At 74.8% G+C, this 16,123-nt stretch carries 9 protein-coding genes and 3 pseudogenes; 7 read left to right on the top strand and 5 right to left on the bottom strand.

The features are described from left to right. Positions 1 to 274, bottom strand: a pseudogene (locus tag ABZY20_RS06435) (hypothetical protein); the annotation flags it as partial. Positions 275 to 413: 139 nt separating this feature from the next. Continuing rightward, positions 414 to 1,769 (bottom strand): SWIM zinc finger family protein, encoded by a 1,356-nt coding sequence (locus ABZY20_RS06430; protein WP_356437370.1) that lies wholly within the window; start codon positions 1,767 to 1,769, stop codon positions 414 to 416. A 146-nt stretch (positions 1,770 to 1,915) separates the two neighbouring features. Here ABZY20_RS06430 and ABZY20_RS06425 point away from each other — a divergent pair, with 146 nt between their 5' ends. The 6 genes from ABZY20_RS06425 (at position 1,916) to sucD (ending at position 11,230) form a co-directional block, all read left to right on the top strand. Further along, on the top strand, positions 1,916 to 3,046 hold the full coding sequence (locus tag ABZY20_RS06425) for an AAA family ATPase (RefSeq protein ID WP_356437368.1): 1,131 nt from the start codon (positions 1,916 to 1,918) through the stop codon (positions 3,044 to 3,046). Between the two features lie 229 nt (positions 3,047 to 3,275). Next, entirely contained in the window at positions 3,276 to 5,747 is a 2,472-nt protein-coding gene (locus tag ABZY20_RS06420) for a DUF5682 family protein (protein WP_356437365.1), read from the top strand. Between the two features lie 142 nt (positions 5,748 to 5,889). Beyond that, on the top strand, positions 5,890 to 7,062 hold the full coding sequence (locus ABZY20_RS06415; protein ID WP_356437362.1) for a VWA domain-containing protein: 1,173 nt from the start codon (positions 5,890 to 5,892) through the stop codon (positions 7,060 to 7,062). A 638-nt stretch (positions 7,063 to 7,700) separates the two neighbouring features. Next, on the top strand, positions 7,701 to 8,489 hold the full coding sequence (locus ABZY20_RS06410) for a hypothetical protein (RefSeq protein ID WP_356437359.1): 789 nt from the start codon (positions 7,701 to 7,703) through the stop codon (positions 8,487 to 8,489). A gap of 656 nt (positions 8,490 to 9,145) precedes the next feature. After that, entirely contained in the window at positions 9,146 to 10,324 is a 1,179-nt protein-coding gene (gene sucC, locus ABZY20_RS06405; RefSeq protein ID WP_356437356.1) for an ADP-forming succinate--CoA ligase subunit beta, read from the top strand. A gap of 21 nt (positions 10,325 to 10,345) precedes the next feature. Further along, positions 10,346 to 11,230, top strand: a complete 885-nt coding sequence (gene sucD, locus ABZY20_RS06400) for a succinate--CoA ligase subunit alpha (protein WP_356437353.1) — start codon at positions 10,346 to 10,348, stop codon at positions 11,228 to 11,230. 184 nt (positions 11,231 to 11,414) lie between these two features. Here the strand turns inward: sucD and ABZY20_RS06395 are convergent. Together ABZY20_RS06395 and ABZY20_RS06390 are read right to left on the bottom strand one after the other, a co-directional pair. Beyond that, a pseudogene (locus tag ABZY20_RS06395) lies at positions 11,415 to 12,206 on the bottom strand (Cro/Cl family transcriptional regulator); the annotation flags it as partial. 897 nt (positions 12,207 to 13,103) lie between these two features. Then, positions 13,104 to 13,298 (bottom strand): annotated as a pseudogene (locus ABZY20_RS06390) (helix-turn-helix transcriptional regulator); the annotation flags it as partial. A gap of 96 nt (positions 13,299 to 13,394) precedes the next feature. Between ABZY20_RS06390 and ABZY20_RS06385 the strand changes: the two are divergent. Beyond that, positions 13,395 to 15,170 carry a DUF6350 family protein gene (locus ABZY20_RS06385; protein WP_356437351.1) on the top strand — a complete coding sequence of 592 codons (1,776 nt, stop codon included), beginning with the start codon at positions 13,395 to 13,397 and terminating at the stop codon, positions 15,168 to 15,170. A 41-nt stretch (positions 15,171 to 15,211) separates the two neighbouring features. Here ABZY20_RS06385 and ABZY20_RS06380 read toward each other — a convergent pair whose 3' ends face one another. After that, positions 15,212 to 15,988 carry a hypothetical protein gene (locus ABZY20_RS06380; RefSeq protein ID WP_356437348.1) on the bottom strand — a complete coding sequence of 259 codons (777 nt, stop codon included), beginning with the start codon at positions 15,986 to 15,988 and terminating at the stop codon, positions 15,212 to 15,214. Between the last annotated feature and the right edge of the window lie 135 nt (positions 15,989 to 16,123).

The following is a 16,123-nucleotide window of genomic DNA, read 5'->3' as shown; positions in this document are numbered from 1 at the left end:
GCAGCAGGGCCTGGCTGCCCCCGGCCGCGGGGGGCAGGGGCGGCCGCGGGTCCGGCGCGGCCGGCTGCGGACGCTGTGCCGCCCGCGCCGGGCGCAGACCGGCCCGCCGCCGTACGGTCTCCAGGGCCGCCGCGTCCAGCAGGGCCACCGGGGCGTCCCGGCCGGGGACGGTGCCCGGCGGGGTGCGGCGGTCCGTGCCCAGCAGTGCCGTGGTGACGAGCCTCTCCCAGGCGCCCGTGTCGGGCGCGTCCACAGGAGCGGAGGTCCTTGTCATGCGCTTCCTTTCCGCGGGGCGCCCGGAGTCGGCCGAAGGCTCGTCCTTACCGGATGTCCCGTGATGCCTGAAAGATGCTCGGAGCGGTGAGAAGGGTGGGTTCGGGCCGTGCCGCGGGAGCGGTGCGGCCGTCGCCCGTTCAGCACAGGGTCACGGCGTCACCCGGGCCCTCGGGCCAGGCGGTCAGCGGCGTGAAGCCCTGGTGCCCGCACTCGCCGAAGACCGTGACCGGGGCGCCGCCCGACAGGGCGACGAGCCGCCACAGGCCGGGCCGGGACCGAGCGGCGGGGGTGAGCGGCAGCGCCGCGTCCTCGTCGGCGTCCGCCAACTGCCAGGAGTCGCCGTCCGGAGTCGGGACGACCCGGCCCAGTGTCACCGGGACGGACTCCAGCCACGGGTCGTCCCGCAGGGCGTCGCCGTAACGGGCGGCCGCCTGGGAGGCCGTGACCCCCGGAGGGCGGATCGCCGTCGGCCCGGGTGGTGCGAACTGCTCGCCGAGCGCCACGCGCGGCTGTCCGGCGCCCGGATACGCCGACACCTCGGCCTCCAGGGCCAGCCCCACCGGCAGAGCCAGCTCCGGGGCACGGCCGGCGGCGCCGTAGGACAGCAGCAGCGCCGTGCGGTGCGAGTCGGTGCCGTGGAGCCAGATGCGGCGGGTGGTCAGGCGCGTGTCGGAGGTGTCGTACTGGGCGAGGACCAGCCAGCGGTCCCGGACCGGCTTGCCGTCCGCGGAGGCCGGCAGGCCCATCCGGGAGCGGACCGTGGCGGCCAGGCCGTCCGGGAGCCGCTCGCGGCGCAGCCAGCCCTGGCCGAGGAGATGCAGCAGCGCGCACTCCTCCAGCAGCCGCACCGGCCAGCCGGGCCCGGTGGACGGGATGGCTCCCAACTCCCGCACCCGGGCGGCCAGACCCTGCGCCTGGGCGTCGACCATGCGGGCCGCCGTCTCCTCCCACAGGCCGTAGCCGGACTGCTCCGCCGTCGCCAGGCCGCCGCGCAGCAGGTCCGCCAGGCGCTGCTCCAGCTCCACCGCGCCCGCCGTGACCCGCTCGGCGCGGCGCTCCGCCCGGCGCCGCGCCGCCTCCGGATCAGCCGAGCCGGACGGCGCGTCGCCGCTCTGCCCCGGCCTCTTCTCCTCCGCGCGCCGGCGCCGCCCCGCTGCCCACTGCCCGGCCCACTCCGGGACCGGGCCCTGCGGCACCGCGCCGTCGCCACCCGCCCAGAGCAGCAGCAGTCCGAGCGCGTGCTTGCACGGGAACTTGCGGCTCGGGCAACTGCACTTGTACGCGGGCCCGGCGGCGTCCGCGATGTCGACGACCGTCTGATACGGCTTGCTTCCGCTGCCCTTGCACAGCCCCCACACCGTCCCCTCGTCGGAACTGCCCGCCTCGGACCACGGCCCCGCCGCACCGAGTTTGCTTCCCGCTTTGCGTGACGCGGCGTCAGGCGCCAAGGCCAGCACCTGGTCCGCAGTCCAGCGCACCCCCTGCTGAGTCATGCCACCGAAGGTAGATCCCCCCACTGACAATCGGGTCCGCGAACACCTCCGGCGCGGTGTTTCCGCAGGTCAGAACGGATTGTCAGTGGTGTGGTGCACCGTGGTCACCAGATCACGAACCGGCCGATCCGGAGGGGGACTTTGCCATGACTGTGTCCGTTGAGCCGACGTCCGTCGAAGCGGGGGAGACGGAACCGACCCAGGCGTTGCGACCGCACGCCGAGGACGCGTTCGCGCACGAACTGGCCGCGCTGGCCGCGCAGGACGACCGCCCGCGCCCGGCCCGCTGGAAGCTGTCGCCCTGGGCCGTCGCCACGTACCTGCTCGGCGGCACCCTCCCGGACGGCACGGTGATCACACCGAAGTACGTCGGCCCGCGCCGCATCGTCGAGGTCGCCGTCACCACCCTCGCCACCGACCGCGCCCTGCTCCTGCTCGGCGTGCCCGGCACCGCGAAGACGTGGGTGTCCGAGCACCTGGCCGCCGCGGTCAGCGGCGACTCCACGCTGCTGGTGCAGGGCACCGCCGGCACCCCCGAGGAGGCCATCCGCTACGGCTGGAACTACGCGCAGCTCCTCGCCCACGGCCCCAGCCGGAACGCCCTGGTGCCCAGTCCCGTCATGCGGGCCATGGCCGACGGCATGACGGCCCGTGTCGAGGAACTGACCCGCATCCCGGCGGACGTGCAGGACACGCTCATCACGATCCTGTCGGAGAAGACGCTGCCGATACCGGAGCTGGGCCAGGAGGTGCAGGCGGTCCGCGGCTTCAACCTGATCGCCACGGCCAACGACCGCGACCGCGGCGTCAACGACCTCTCCAGCGCCCTGCGCCGCCGCTTCAACACGGTGGTGCTGCCGCTGCCGGAGAGCCCCGAGGCAGAGGTCGAGATCGTCTCGCGCCGGGTCGACCAGATCGGCCGCTCCCTCGACCTGCCGGCCGCGCCCGACGGGCTCGACGAGATCCGCCGGGTCGTCACGGTCTTCCGCGAGCTGCGCGACGGCGTCACGGCCGACGGCCGGACCAAGCTCAAGTCGCCCAGCGGCACGCTGTCCACGGCCGAGGCGATCTCCGTCGTCACCAACGGGCTCGCGCTGGCGGCCCACTTCGGCGACGGCGTGCTGCGGCCCGGCGACGTCGCCGCGGGCATCCTCGGCGCCGTGGTCCGCGACCCGGCGGCCGACCGCGTCATCTGGCAGGAGTACCTGGAGACGGTCGTCCGCGAGCGCGACGGCTGGAAGGACTTCTACCGGGCCTGCCGCGAGGTGAGCGTGTGAGGGACGGGGGACAGGGGGCGGCGGCCGGTGCCGAGGAGGGGACGGCACCGGTGGGCCCGGACGCGGGCCGGGACCCGGGCCGGGACGCGGGCCCGGATGCGGGCCGGGACACAGGGCTCAGCCCGGGCCGGGATACGGGGCTGAGCCCGCGATGGGATACGGGGCTGGGCCCGGGCCGGGACGCGGGGCCGAGTCCGGCGGGCGCGGACACGGGACGGGAGGGAAGAAGGTGACAGGAGTGGAAAGGGCCGCTGGCCGGCGGGCCGGGGCGGGGCCGGTGCTGCTCGGGGTGCGGCATCACGGGCCGGGATCGGCCCGGGCCGTACGGGCGGCGCTGGACGAGGCCGGGCCGCGGGTCGTGCTGATCGAGGGACCGCCCGAGGCCGACGCGCTCATCCCGCTCGCCGCGGACGAGGAGATGCGTCCGCCGGTCGCCCTGCTGGCCCATGTGGTGGACGAGCCCGGCCGCTCGGCGTTCTGGCCGCTGGCCGAGTTCTCCCCGGAGTGGGTCGCCATCCGCTGGGCCCTGGAGCACGGTGTCCCGGCCCGCTTCATCGACCTGCCGGCCACGCACACGCTGGCCTGGGGAAGGCAGGAGGACGAGGCGGGAGGGAACGCCGAGCCGGAGGGAGAGCAAGCGGAGCAAGCGGGACCCGGTGCCGGGGGAGCCGGTGACCCCGAACGGCAGGGAGGGGAGGACGGATCCGGCGCCGAGGGCGCCGGTGACAGCGCCCCCGGGTCCGACGACGTGCGGATCGACCCGCTCCGCGCGCTCGCCGAGGCCGCCGGGTACGACGACCCGGAGCGCTGGTGGGAGGACGTCGTCGAGCACCGCGGCGCGGGGCAGGGCGACGCGCTCGCGCCGTTCACCGCGCTCGAGGAGGCCATGGGGGCGCTGCGGGAGACCTACGGCAGCGGGGGCCACGACCGGGACCTGGTGCGCGAGGCGTACATGCGGCTCCAGATCCGCGCCGCACAGCGGGAGTTCGAGGACGGCGTGGCCGTCGTGTGCGGGGCGTGGCACGTGCCGGCGCTGCGGCACAGGACCACCGTGGCCGCGGACCGGGCTCTGGTGAAGAGCCTGCCCAAGGTCAAGACGGACATGACCTGGGTGCCCTGGACCCACCGCAGGCTGTCCCGCGTCAGCGGGTACGGCGCCGGCATCGACTCGCCGGGCTGGTACGGGCACCTGTTCAGCGCCCCCGACCGGCCGGTGGAGCGGTGGCTGACCAAGGTGGCGGGGCTGCTGCGCGACGAGGACCGCATCGTCTCCTCCGCGCACGTCATCGAGGCGGTGCGGCTGGCCGAGACGCTCGCCGCGATGCGCGGCCGTCCGCTGCCGGGCCTGAGCGAGACGACCGACGCGGTGCGGGCGGTGATGTGCGAGGGCTCGGACGTACCGCTGGCGCTGGTGCACGACCGGCTGGTGGTGGGCGACGTCCTGGGGGAGGTGCCGTCGTCGGCGCCGGCGGTTCCGCTGCAGCGGGACCTCGCCCGGCTCCAGCGCCGCCTGCGGCTGAAGCCGGAGGCGCAGGAGCGGGAGCTGGAGCTCGACCTGCGCAAGGAGAACGACGCCGCCCGCAGCAGACTGCTGCACCGGCTGCGGCTGCTCGGTGTCGCCTGGGGCGAACCGGCCGCCTCACGGGGCAGCACGGGCACCTTCCGGGAGACCTGGCGGCTGCGCTGGGAGCCCGAGCTGTCCGTGCGGGTCGCCGAGGCGGGGGTGTGGGGGACGACCGTCCTGTCCGCCGCGACCGCCAAGGCCGAGGCGGACGCCGTCGCGGCCGAGGGTCTCGCGGACGTCACGGGCCTCGCCGAGCGCTGCCTGCTGGCGGAGCTGCCCGACGCCCTGCCGGTGGTCATGCGGATCCTGGCCGACCGGGCGGCCCTCGACTCGGACGTCGGCCATCTCGCCCAGGCACTGCCGGCCCTGGTCCGCTCGCTGCGCTACGGCGACGTGCGCGGCACGGACACCGGGGCGCTGGGAGAGGTCGCCGCGGGCCTGGCCGAGCGGGTCTTCGTCGGTCTGCCCCCGGCCTGCGCCGCGCTCGACGCCGACGCCGCCGAGGAGATGCGGCGCCATGTGGACGCGGTGCACGGGGCGGTGGGGCTCCTGGGCGACGCCCCGGCCGTGGGACAGGGCCACCTGAGAGCCCGATGGCAGTCGGTGCTGCGGGTGCTGTCCGGGCGGGACACCGTGCCGGGGGTGATCCGGGGGCGGGCCGTACGGCTGCTGCTCGACGACGGGGAGCTGGCGCAGGACGAGGCGGCGCGGCTCATGGGGCTCGTCCTGTCACCGGGCACGCCCCCGGCGGACGCGGCCGCGTGGATCGAGGGCTTCGTCGGCGGGGGCTCCGGCGGCGGGATGCTGCTGGTCCACGACGAGCGGCTGCTGGGGCTGGTCGACGCGTGGCTGACGGGGGTGCCGGCGGAGGCGTTCACGGATGTGCTGCCCCTGCTGCGGCGGACCTTCTCGGCGTACGAACCGGGGGTGCGCCGGACCCTCGGCGAACTGGTCCGGCGCGGGCCGGGTGGCGACGGTGGCGCGTTGACGGCTGGCTCCGGCACGCCCGGTTTCGCGGCCGACCTGGACACGGCGCGCGCGGACGCCGTGCTGCCGGTGGTGCGGCTGCTGCTCGGCCTGGACCAGGAGAACGACGAGCAGAACACGGAGAACGACCTGATGGGGGTGACGGGATGACGACCGACGCGGTGAACGGACCGGTGACGCGGCCGACAGCGGGGGACCCGGCGGGCGGCGACGGACGTCGCACGGAGAGCCGGCCTTCGGCGACCGTGCCGGTGATCCCCCTGTGGGAACGGGCTCGCACAGGAGGACGGGCATGACGGCCGAGGTGACGGACCCGGCACAGGAGCGGCTGCGCAGATGGCGGCTGGTGCTCGGGGGCGACGCGGCGGACGGCACCGGATGCGCGCTGTCCGGGAAGGACGCCGCGATGGACGGGGCGCTCACCGCGCTCTACGGCAGGAAGGACGGCAAGCCGCAGGGCGGCAGGGACCGTTCTGCGGGGCTCGGGGCGTCGGCGCCGTCCGTGGCGCGCTGGCTCGGCGACATCCGGACGTACTTCCCGTCATCCGTCGTGCAGGTCATGCAGCGCGACGCCATCGACCGGCTCGGCCTCGCGACGCTGCTGCTGGAGCCGGAGATGCTGGAGGCGGTGGAGGCCGACGTGCACCTCGTCGGCACGCTGCTGTCGCTCAACAAGGCGATGCCCGAGACGACGAAGGAGACCGCACGGGCCGTCGTCCGCAAGGTCGTCCAGGACCTGGAGAGGCGGCTCGCCACCCGCACCCGGGCCACCCTCACCGGCGCCCTCGACCGCAGCGCCCGCGTCAGCCGGCCGCGCCACCACGACATCGACTGGAACCGCACCATCGCGGCCAACCTCAAGCACTACCTGCCCGAGTACCGGACGATCGTGCCGGAGCGGCTCATCGGGTACGGGCGGGCGACCCAGTCCACCAAGAAGGAGGTCATCCTCTGTATCGATCAGTCGGGATCCATGGCGGCATCGGTCGTGTACGCGTCGGTCTTCGGAGCGGTGCTCGCCTCGATGCGGACGATCTCCACGCGACTCGTCGTCTTCGACACGGCGGTGGTCGACCTGACGGACCAGCTCGACGACCCGGTCGACGTGCTGTTCGGCACGCAGCTGGGCGGCGGCACGGACATCAACCGGGCGCTGGCGTACTGCCAGTCGCAGATCACCCGGCCCGCCGAGACGGTGGTCGTACTGATCAGTGACCTCTACGAGGGCGGCATCCGGAACGAGATGCTTAAGCGGGTGTCGGCGATGAAGGCGTCGGGGGTGCAGTTCGTGACGCTGCTGGCGCTCTCCGACGAGGGGGCTCCGGCCTACGACCGGGAGCACGCGGCCGCGCTCGCGGCGCTGGGAGCACCGGCGTTCGCCTGCACACCGGATCTGTTCCCGGAGGTGATGGCGGCGGCGATCGAGAAGCGGCCGTTGCCGGTACCGGACGCGGGTGCGGTGTGACCCGGTGACGACTTGTCGACGCGTCGCGGAGAAGGGGGTTGCGCGACCTCCGCACTACCGTGCGAGGATCGGCGCCTGCCCGGTACCGCGTCGCGCCGACTCGTTGCCCGTGACGCGTGACGCGTTCCGCGCTCGTTCCGTCGCACAGGAGGAAGCGCCCTCTCTTGACCTGGTCAGCCGTCCTGCCCGGTGCCGCGTCGCGCATGCCGCGCACAGCGGCCGGACGGCGTGCGCGCCGAGTGGCGCCTCAAGTGGCGCTGCGGGTGGCGCTGTTGGTGGGCGGAGTGCTGGCCGTCGGACTGCTGTGCGGGGAGCGGGCGCACGCGGCGGACGGCGTGGCTCGTACGGGAGCCGGGACCGGGACCGATGCCGTCACACGGGTTGTCGGGCAGCGGATGCCACTCGTTCGGGAGGACGGGCCGGGGCGGGAGCGGGCGAAGGAGCCGTCGGGGTCGACTTCGTCGTCGGCGCGGGTGGCAGGGCAAACGGCGACGGCGTCGTCGGCGAGGGCGTCGTCGGCGCGGCCTGATTCGCCCGAGCTGCCCACCAGGAGCGCGTCACCTGAGCTGCCCGTCCTGCCCGTCCTGTCTGTCCTGCCCGAGTCGCCCGCGCACGCGGAAACCCCGGCCCTGCCTGACTTGTCCGAACCGCCCGCCGTCCAGGCCCTGCCGAAGCTGCCGGACTCGTCGGAACTGCCCGTCCCGGATCTGCCCGAGTTGCGGAAGCCGCCCGTCGTAAGCGACCTGCCGAAGCTGCCGGACTCGTCGGAACTGCCCGTCCCGGATCTGCCCGAGTTGCGGAAGCCGCCCGTCGTAGGCGACCTGCCGAAGCTGCCGGAACCGTCAGAACTGCCCGTCCCCGATCTGCCGAAGCTGCCCGGCCTCGTGCAGGTGCTGCCGGGTCTGGTCACGCCGCCCGGCGGCGTCGTGCTGCCCGGAGCGCCCGGTGTCCCCGGGCTTCCGGACGGCCCCGCACTGCCGGGCCGGATCCTCCCCGCACCGGTCACCGCCGTCCCGCAGCCCGGCGGAGTGCCCGTGCCGTCGGCTGAGGCGCAAAGCCCCGCCGGGCGGAGCGAGGCGGCGGAGCCGGTGCGGGCCGGGGCCGACGTCCCGGCCCGGGTCGACCGGCAGAGGGACGCCCGCCCGGGCTGTTACGTCCCCGGGCACCACACCAGACGGGCGGGCCACGCCGTGCCGTCCGCCGGCTCCCAGCCGCCCATGGCGGCGGCTCAGGCCCCCGGAGGACGGCCCGGCGGCCTGCTCGGGAACCGGGTCTCGGCCGACAGCGGCACACCCCGGCACGGTGACGCGCACGCCGTCACCCCGGGCCACCGTGCCCCCATGAGGCTCCTGACCGTCGTCACGGCTCGCGGTGAAGCGGCCGGGACCCAGGACAGCGTCCGGGACATCCCCCTCTTCCCGGGCTAGCCGACCGGGCCGCAGCCCCCGCCCTCACGGTCGGCTGCGCTGCCGGAGGCCCGCAACCGGTCGGCAGCGACGACACGGGCGTACCGCCTCACCCGCCGGTGAGTCCCCCGCGCCCTCCCGGCGCCTCGGTCCGCCGCTGAGCCACTGAGCCGCCGCAGACCCCACCGGAGCCGCCATCGAACGCACCGCAGCCGCCTCCACCCCTCCTGAGAACTCCAGAACTCCACGACGCACCACCCCGGCTGACCGAAATCCGTCGGTCGTCCGGTGTCAGGGCGTCGTGGACGAGGTCGGCCGGTCCCCAATGGGGTGGGGACCGACCGGCCCGCGCCCCGAGGAGCAGGGCCCTGACCAGGGACTCCGTGCTCCCCCGGGGGCGTCAGGTGGGCCTCACCGGGTCAACCCCAGCCCGGTGAGGCCCCTCACCCCCGGCACGCCGTGCCAGAGAGCGCGGCATCATGTGACAGGTATCACCGCTCAGGTGTGACCCTCGATTTAGAGGCCTCCCGGAAGCAGCGATAACCTGCGAGACGGACATGCCGCGCGCTCGGACACCGTGTGCGCCTCCCTTGTGACAGACAGCGGACGTCACGTTGCCCTCGCGGCACGCCCACGCAGACAACGAACCGCGAGATCACTGATAGGGACGGAAGCGCGTGGACCTGTTCGAGTACCAGGCGAGGGACCTCTTCGCCAAGCACGATGTACCGGTGCTGGCCGGTGAAGTCATCGACACGCCTGAGGCGGCCCGCGCAGCCACCGAGCGCCTCGGTGGCAAGTCCGTCGTCAAGGCCCAGGTGAAGGTCGGCGGCCGTGGCAAGGCCGGCGGCGTGAAGCTCGCCGCGACCCCCGACGAGGCGGTCGAGCACGCGACCAACATCCTCGGCATGGACATCAAGGGCCACACGGTCCACAAGGTGATGATCGCCGAGACGGCCCCGGAGATCGTCGAGGAGTACTACGTCTCCTTCCTCCTGGACCGTGCCAACCGCACCTTCCTCTCCATCGCGTCCGTCGAGGGCGGCGTGGAGATCGAGGAGGTGGCGGCCACCCGCCCCGAGGCCGTCGCCAAGACGCCGATCGACGCCAACGAGGGCGTGACCGAGGCCAAGGCCCGCGAGATCGTCGAGGCCGCCAAGTTCCCGGCCGAGGTCGCCGACAAGGTCGTGAACGTCCTGGTCAAGCTGTGGGACACCTTCATCAAGGAGGACGCCCTCCTGGTCGAGGTCAACCCGCTGGCCAAGGTCGCCTCCGGTGACGTCATCGCCCTGGACGGCAAGGTCTCCCTGGACGAGAACGCCGAGTTCCGTCAGCCGGAGCACGAGGCTCTCCAGGACAAGGCCGCGGCCAACCCGCTCGAGGCCGCCGCCAAGGAGAAGAACCTCAACTACGTCAAGCTCGACGGCGAGGTCGGCATCATCGGCAACGGCGCGGGTCTCGTCATGAGCACCCTGGACGTCGTCGCCTACGCCGGTGAGGCCCACGGCGGCGTCAAGCCCGCCAACTTCCTCGACATCGGCGGTGGCGCCTCCGCGGCCGTCATGGCGAACGGCCTGGAGATCATCCTCGGCGACCCGGACGTCAAGTCCGTGTTCGTCAACGTCTTCGGTGGCATCACCGCCTGTGACGAGGTCGCCAACGGCATCGTCCAGGCGCTGCAGCTGCTCGCGGACCGGGGCGAGGAAGTCACCAAGCCCCTCGTCGTCCGCCTCGACGGCAACAACGCCGAGCTGGGTCGCAAGATCCTCTCCGACGCCAACCACCCGCTGGTACAGCGCGTGGACACCATGGACGGCGCGGCCGACAAGGCCGCCGAGCTCGCGGCTGCGAAGTAAGGGACGAGGGACGCAACAGCCATGGCTATCTTCCTCAACAAGGACTCCAAGGTCATCGTCCAGGGCATGACCGGTGCCACGGGCATGAAGCACACCAAGCTCATGCTGGCCGACGGCACGAACATCGTCGGTGGCGTGAACCCCCGCAAGGCGGGTCAGTCCGTCGACATCGACGGCACCGAGATCCCGGTCTTCGGCACGGTCGCCGAGGCGATGGAGAAGACCGGCGCGAACGTGTCCGTCCTCTTCGTGCCGCCGGCCTTCTCCAAGGCCGCCGTCGTCGAGGCCATCGACGCCGAGATCCCGCTCGCGGTCGTCATCACCGAGGGCATCGCGGTCCACGACACCGCCGCGTTCTACGCGTACGCCGTGTCCAAGGGCAACAAGACCCGGATCATCGGCCCGAACTGCCCCGGTCTCATCACGCCGGGCCAGTCCAACGCGGGCATCATCCCGGGCGACATCACCAAGCCGGGCCGCATCGGCCTGGTCTCGAAGTCCGGCACGCTCACGTACCAGATGATGTACGAGCTGCGGGACATCGGCTTCTCCTCCGCCGTCGGCATCGGTGGCGACCCGGTCATCGGCACCACGCACATCGACGCGCTCGCCGCGTTCGAGGCCGACCCCGACACCGACCTGATCGTCATGATCGGCGAGATCGGCGGCGACGCCGAGGAGCGGGCCGCGGCCTTCATCAAGGAGAACGTGACCAAGCCGGTCGTCGGCTACGTCGCGGGCTTCACCGCGCCCGAGGGCAAGACCATGGGCCACGCCGGTGCCATCGTCTCCGGCTCCTCCGGCACGGCCGCCGCGAAGAAGGAGGCCCTCGAGGCCGCGGGCGTCAAGGTCGGCAAGACCCCGACCGAGACGGCCAAGCTGGCCCGCGAGATCCTCGCCGGCTGAACGAAGGCTGTACAGGGCGCTGAACAAGGCCGAACAAGGCTGAACCACGCCGTAAGGCCGAGACGCAGAGCCGGCTCGCAGTGGGCCCGTTCCCCGCACGGGGGCGGGCCCACCGCCGTGTCCGGGCGCGGTGCCCGCGCCTCGGCTCGGCCCCCGGCCCCGCGCCCCGGCCCTGCTCCTCCCGTCACCAGGGCTGCGGTGTCAGCCGTTCCGGTCCCTTCTGTTCCTCCTCGCGGAGCTTCGCGCGCAGCTTCCGCTCCCGCTCCGACAGCGGACCGGGAGCGGCGGGCGGCGGTACGCCTTCGACCGCCTCTCCGGGCGGCACCGGGGGCTCGTACTGCGTCGGGGCCGTGCGGACGGTCAGGGCGGTGGCGCCGATGAGGGCGATGGTGAAGGCGATGGCCGCCCGGGTCCACAGCCGGGCCCGGCGCTCCCCGCCCCGCCGTACCGCCAGCGGCTTGGCGGCCCGCAGGCGTGCCGTGGAGGCCAGCTCGACCAGCCGCCAGTGCAGCACCTCCGGGTCCGCCAGTTCCGGCAGCCGCCCGGCGACCGCCTCCCGGGCGTGCACCAGCCGGTTCACGGCCGCGCGGGTGCTCGCCTCCGTCTCCGCCGCGGTCTCCGGCAGACCCAGCCCGACGCCGTCGTAGAGGAGCAGGGTGCGGCGGTACGGGGGTGGGAGCCGCAGCAGCGTGTCCAGCAGCGCCCGGTCCAGGGCGCCGGGGGGCGGCGGTTCGGGGTGCCGGTTGCGGGGGCGCAGCCGTTGCCACGGGGAGAGCGCGCAGTCGTAGGCCGTGGCGCGCACCCAGCCTGCCGGGTCACGGTCCCGGGCGACCTCGGGCCAGCGCTGCCAGGCGATCTGGAACGCCCGCTCCACCGACTCCCGGGCCAGCTCGCGGCGCCCGGTCAGCAGGTAGGCCTGCCGGACGAGCGCGGGGGCGCAGAAGGAGTACAGCGCGTCGAAGGCCTGGGCGGGTGTCCGCGCGCCGGCCGCACCGTCCGGCCGGAGTGGTCCCGCGTGCCGTGCGGGAGCGCCACCCCGGCCGAGGACGGCCGTGCTGCCCCCGTCGTGGGCGGAGGGCCGGTCGTCCCGGTCAGGGGAGGGGGGCCATCTGCGGTCCAGGGCGGGAAACAGGCTCTCGCGATCCAGGGGCGGGAACAGGCTGCCGTGATCGGGGGCGGGAGAGTGATCTCCGTCCGGCAGGGGAGTCCGGCCCCGGGTGTCAGGGGCGGGGGAGTGTCCCCGTCCGGGGGTCTGCGGGTGGCCGCGGTCCGAGCCGGGGGTGTGGGGGCGTTCGTGGGCGGCGGCTCCCCGGCCCTGGCCCCGGCCTCGGGACCGGGACCGGTCGGGGGTGGGCGCGCGGCGCCGGCCCAGGAGGGAGATCCGGCCCCGGTCAGCGGTGGACGCGCGTTCCCGCTCCGCACCGGAGGCGACCCCGGGCTCCGCACCCGAGGAGCTTCGCGCCTCGGTGGCTCGCGCTTCGGTGCCGGCTCGCGCCTTGGTGCCGGCTCGCGCCTCGGTGTTGGCTCGCGCCCGAGAGCGGGCAGGAGACGGGTCGTGCTTCGCCCTGCCGCTCGCCTCGCGCTCGGCGGTGGCGGCAGCCCTGCGCCCGGCCCGCCGGGACGTCCGCCCCCATCCCCCGCGCACCGGCCCGCCCGAACCGCCGGCGTCGTCCCGGTCCTCGGCACTCGCCCCGGACCTGCCGTCTCCCCGCGCCCTGCCGTGCTCCTGCGCCCCGACACCCTCCCCAGCCCCGACACCCTCCCCAGCCCCGACACCCTCCCCGGCCACGACACCCTCCCCGGGCCGAGTCTCGACGCCGTCCTCCCGGCCGTCGCCGTCCTCCTGAGCACCCGTCACCTCGCCGTCCGGTGCCAGCGAGTTCAGCACGCTCGCGTACTTCTCCCCTTTCCGGCCGCGCGGCGTCGCGCGGCCGGTCTCCCATCCGCGCACCGTCTCGCTGGTGACGCCGACCCTGGAGGCAAGCTGAGCCCGCGTCAACGAGGCGGCCTCACGCAGGCGTCGGCGTTCCTTCGGCGGGGGGAGCGGCTTGGCAGGGCTCTGGGTCACAGCACGCCCCTCCGTACAGAAAAGTACATAAACGTATATTGAGCGACACAACGGTGGTTCGCTTGTTACGACGGGAAAGCGCGTGTCGTTGGGAGCATGGCGGGCGTGATCGAGATGACCGCTCGCCGACGTCCGTCAGCGCCCCTGCTCACTCGCATGCGTGACTGTTCGCCCGGACTGGGCGGCGGCCTGGTGGGGGGCGCGGTCGCGGCGGGGCTGGGGCTCGCGTCGTTCGCCGTGCTGGTGATGCTGCTGTGGATCAGCTCGCCGTACCCCGACAGCGGCCCCGGCGGCGCGCTGCACGTCGCGGCGGCGCTGTGGCTGCTGGCCCACGGGGCCGAACTGGTCCGCGTCGACACGCTCTCCGGCGTCCCCGCACCCGTCGGCGTCCCGCCGCTGCTGCTCCTCGCGCTGCCGGTGTGGCTGCTGCACCGGGCGGGGCGGGACGCCGCGTACGGCGGGGTGACGGGGGGCGGGGGCGACGGTCACCCGGCGGACGGCGAAGGGGACGAGGGCCCGCCCCTGGTGCCCGTCCGTACGTCCTGGCCGGGCGTGGTCCTCGGCTACCTCGCCGTCGCCGCGCCCGCCGCCCTCTACGCGGCGGGCGGCCCGCTGCGGCCGTCGTGGGTGTGGGCCGGGCTGTGCGTGGCGGCCGTCGCCGTGGTGGCGGCGGGCGCCGGGGTGTGGTCGGCGTACGGGCGTCCGGGCCGGCCGCTGCGGCGGGCGCTGGGCGTTCTGCCGGTGGGCGTACGGCCGTTGCTCCTGGGCCCGGACGGACGCCCGGGTGTGGCCACGCGGGCCGCGGCGGCCGGGCTCGGGGTGCTCCTCGCGGGCGGTGCGATGCTGACGGCGCTGTCGCTGGTGGGGCACGGCGCCGCCGCGCAAGGGGCGTTGCTCCGGCTGACCGAGGGGTGGTCGGGGCGGTTCGCGGTGCTGCTGCTGTGCGCGGCCCTGGTGCCGAACGCCGCGGTGTGGGGTGCCGCCTACGCGCTCGGGCCCGGCTTCGCCCTCGGCGCGGGTCATGTCGTCAGCCCGCTGTCCTCCGCGCCGGCGCCGTTCCTGCCCCCGTTCCCGCTGCTGGCCGCGGTGCCCGCCGAAGGGCCGGGGACGCCGGTGCACTGGGCGGCCGGGCTGGTCCCGGTGGTGGCCGGGGTGGTGCTGGGCCGTCGCGTGGCGAAGGCGGCGGCCGGCACGGAACGCGGTGGGACGAGCCCGGGCCGCGGGCGCACCGAGGCCTGGTCGGCGGGCCGTACCGTCCGGGCGACCGGCCTGGCGGCACTGCTGTGCGCCGCCGTGCTGGCGGGCCTGGCCGCACTCGCGGGCGGCCCCCTGGGCGTCTCCGTACTCGCCCGCTTCGGCCCGGTGTGGTGGCAGGTGGGTCTGGCGGCCCTGGCCTGGCTGGTCCTGCTGGCGGTGCCGACGGCGCTGGGCAGCCGGGCGTGGCACCGCCGTGCGCTCGGGGCGGACGAGCCGAGGATCGGCAGGCAGCGTGAGGAACCGGCCGAAAGTGCGGACGGCGAGGGAGGCGGGCGGCTGCGGAGGGCGGCGCGACGCCGTGCGGGCTGGTTCGCCCGGGTGGGCGGCGGCCGGGAGGCCCGGGCCGATGGCGCCACGGAAGCCGCGACCGGATCCGGAGCCCGAGCCGCGGTCGCAACCCCAGCCGCAGGCACAGCCCCTGCCCGGGGCGCGGCCGGTGCCCGACCCGGAGCGGCCGCGGGGGCCGCGTGGGAGGAGGCCTGGTGGGGCGAGTCCCGGCAGACCTCCGAGGTCACACAGGACACCAGGACCACCCGCTCGTCGGAAACGAGCGAGGCCGAAGACGAGGGGAAGGCAGAAGGCGAAGGGAAGGGAAAGGAGAAGGGAGAAAACTGATCGGCCCCGGAAGCCGAAGAACCCGAAGAAGCCGAACCCCGTCAGCCCTTGCTCTCCAGCACCCCGCGAAGCTCCTCCGGCAGCAGCTTCGAGCAGGACTGCTTGGCCTCGTTCGTGAGGGCGTCGTTCGTGCACGTGTAGTAGTCCCGGTAGACCAGCTGGGCCGCGAAGGACGCGGCGACCAGGGTGATCGCCAGGGACGCCGTGACCAGGCCGCTCACCGCCGCCGTCGTCTGGGGGCGGCCCTGCTGCTCCGGCGCCGGGGCGTCGGGGTCGGGCCGGCGCGGCTTGGCGCGCAGCGAGCTGATGGCCCAGTAGAGGGCGAGCGCGCCCAGCAGCAGCGCCACGTACGGCCAGCTGAAGAGGGCGAAGAAGAAGGCCCACATGCCCGAGAGCAGGGCGTAGCGCGCGCGGCGCTGGGCCGGGTCCGTCGGGTCCCAGCGCGGGTTCGGGCCGCCCTGGCCGCCGTCCTGGCCCTCGCCGCCGCCGCGGGGGCGATCGCCGAAGCCGTCGGGGGAGCGGCCGGGCTGCCGGTCGCTCCACTGCCTGCCCCACGGGGAGCGGTCACGCTCCCCGCCGTCCCGCTCGTCCTCACCCGACGGGTGCCGCGGCTGCCAGGGCCGGTCCGGCGTGCCCTCGGGCGGCGGGGCGAAGGGGTTGTCCTCCTGGGAGCCGCGCCCCCGCCCGTCCCGGCCGTCACCGTCGGACGGGGCGTCGGGCGGTGAGCCGGGGCGCTCCCGCAGCAGCACGGCGCCGCGCTCCCCTCCCTGCACCGACGGCTGGGGGAACGTGAGGAGTCGCAGGCTGCGGTCCGGCATCAAGTGAGCGTCTTCCCGTGGGTGAGTAGGGGCGTGGGTGGGTCAGGACTGGACGGTGTCGGATCCGGGTCCGTCACCTTCATGAACGCACCACGGCCGAACGGCGTTCCCGAACCGGCTCCGCCCAGACGCTAC

The organism is Streptomyces sp. NPDC006624 (genome assembly GCF_040611555.1).
Taxonomy (GTDB): Bacteria; Actinomycetota; Actinomycetes; order Streptomycetales; family Streptomycetaceae; genus Streptomyces.
Note: the sequence above shows the minus strand (reverse complement) of the source record. Positions and strands in the feature narration are given on the sequence as shown.

Excerpts from the sequence above, each read along its gene's own strand:
- ABZY20_RS06430 (WP_356437370.1), bottom strand. The coding sequence starts at position 1,769 with ATGACTCAGCAGGGGGTGCGCTGGACTGCGGACCAGGTGCTGGCCTTG.
- ABZY20_RS06425 (WP_356437368.1), top strand. The coding sequence starts at position 1,916 with ATGACTGTGTCCGTTGAGCCGACGTCCGTCGAAGCGGGGGAGACGGAA.
- ABZY20_RS06415 (WP_356437362.1), top strand. The coding sequence starts at position 5,890 with ATGACGGCCGAGGTGACGGACCCGGCACAGGAGCGGCTGCGCAGATGG.
- sucD (WP_356437353.1), top strand. The coding sequence starts at position 10,346 with ATGGCTATCTTCCTCAACAAGGACTCCAAGGTCATCGTCCAGGGCATG.
- ABZY20_RS06385 (WP_356437351.1), top strand. The coding sequence starts at position 13,395 with ATGGCGGGCGTGATCGAGATGACCGCTCGCCGACGTCCGTCAGCGCCC.
- ABZY20_RS06380 (WP_356437348.1), bottom strand. The coding sequence starts at position 15,988 with ATGCCGGACCGCAGCCTGCGACTCCTCACGTTCCCCCAGCCGTCGGTG.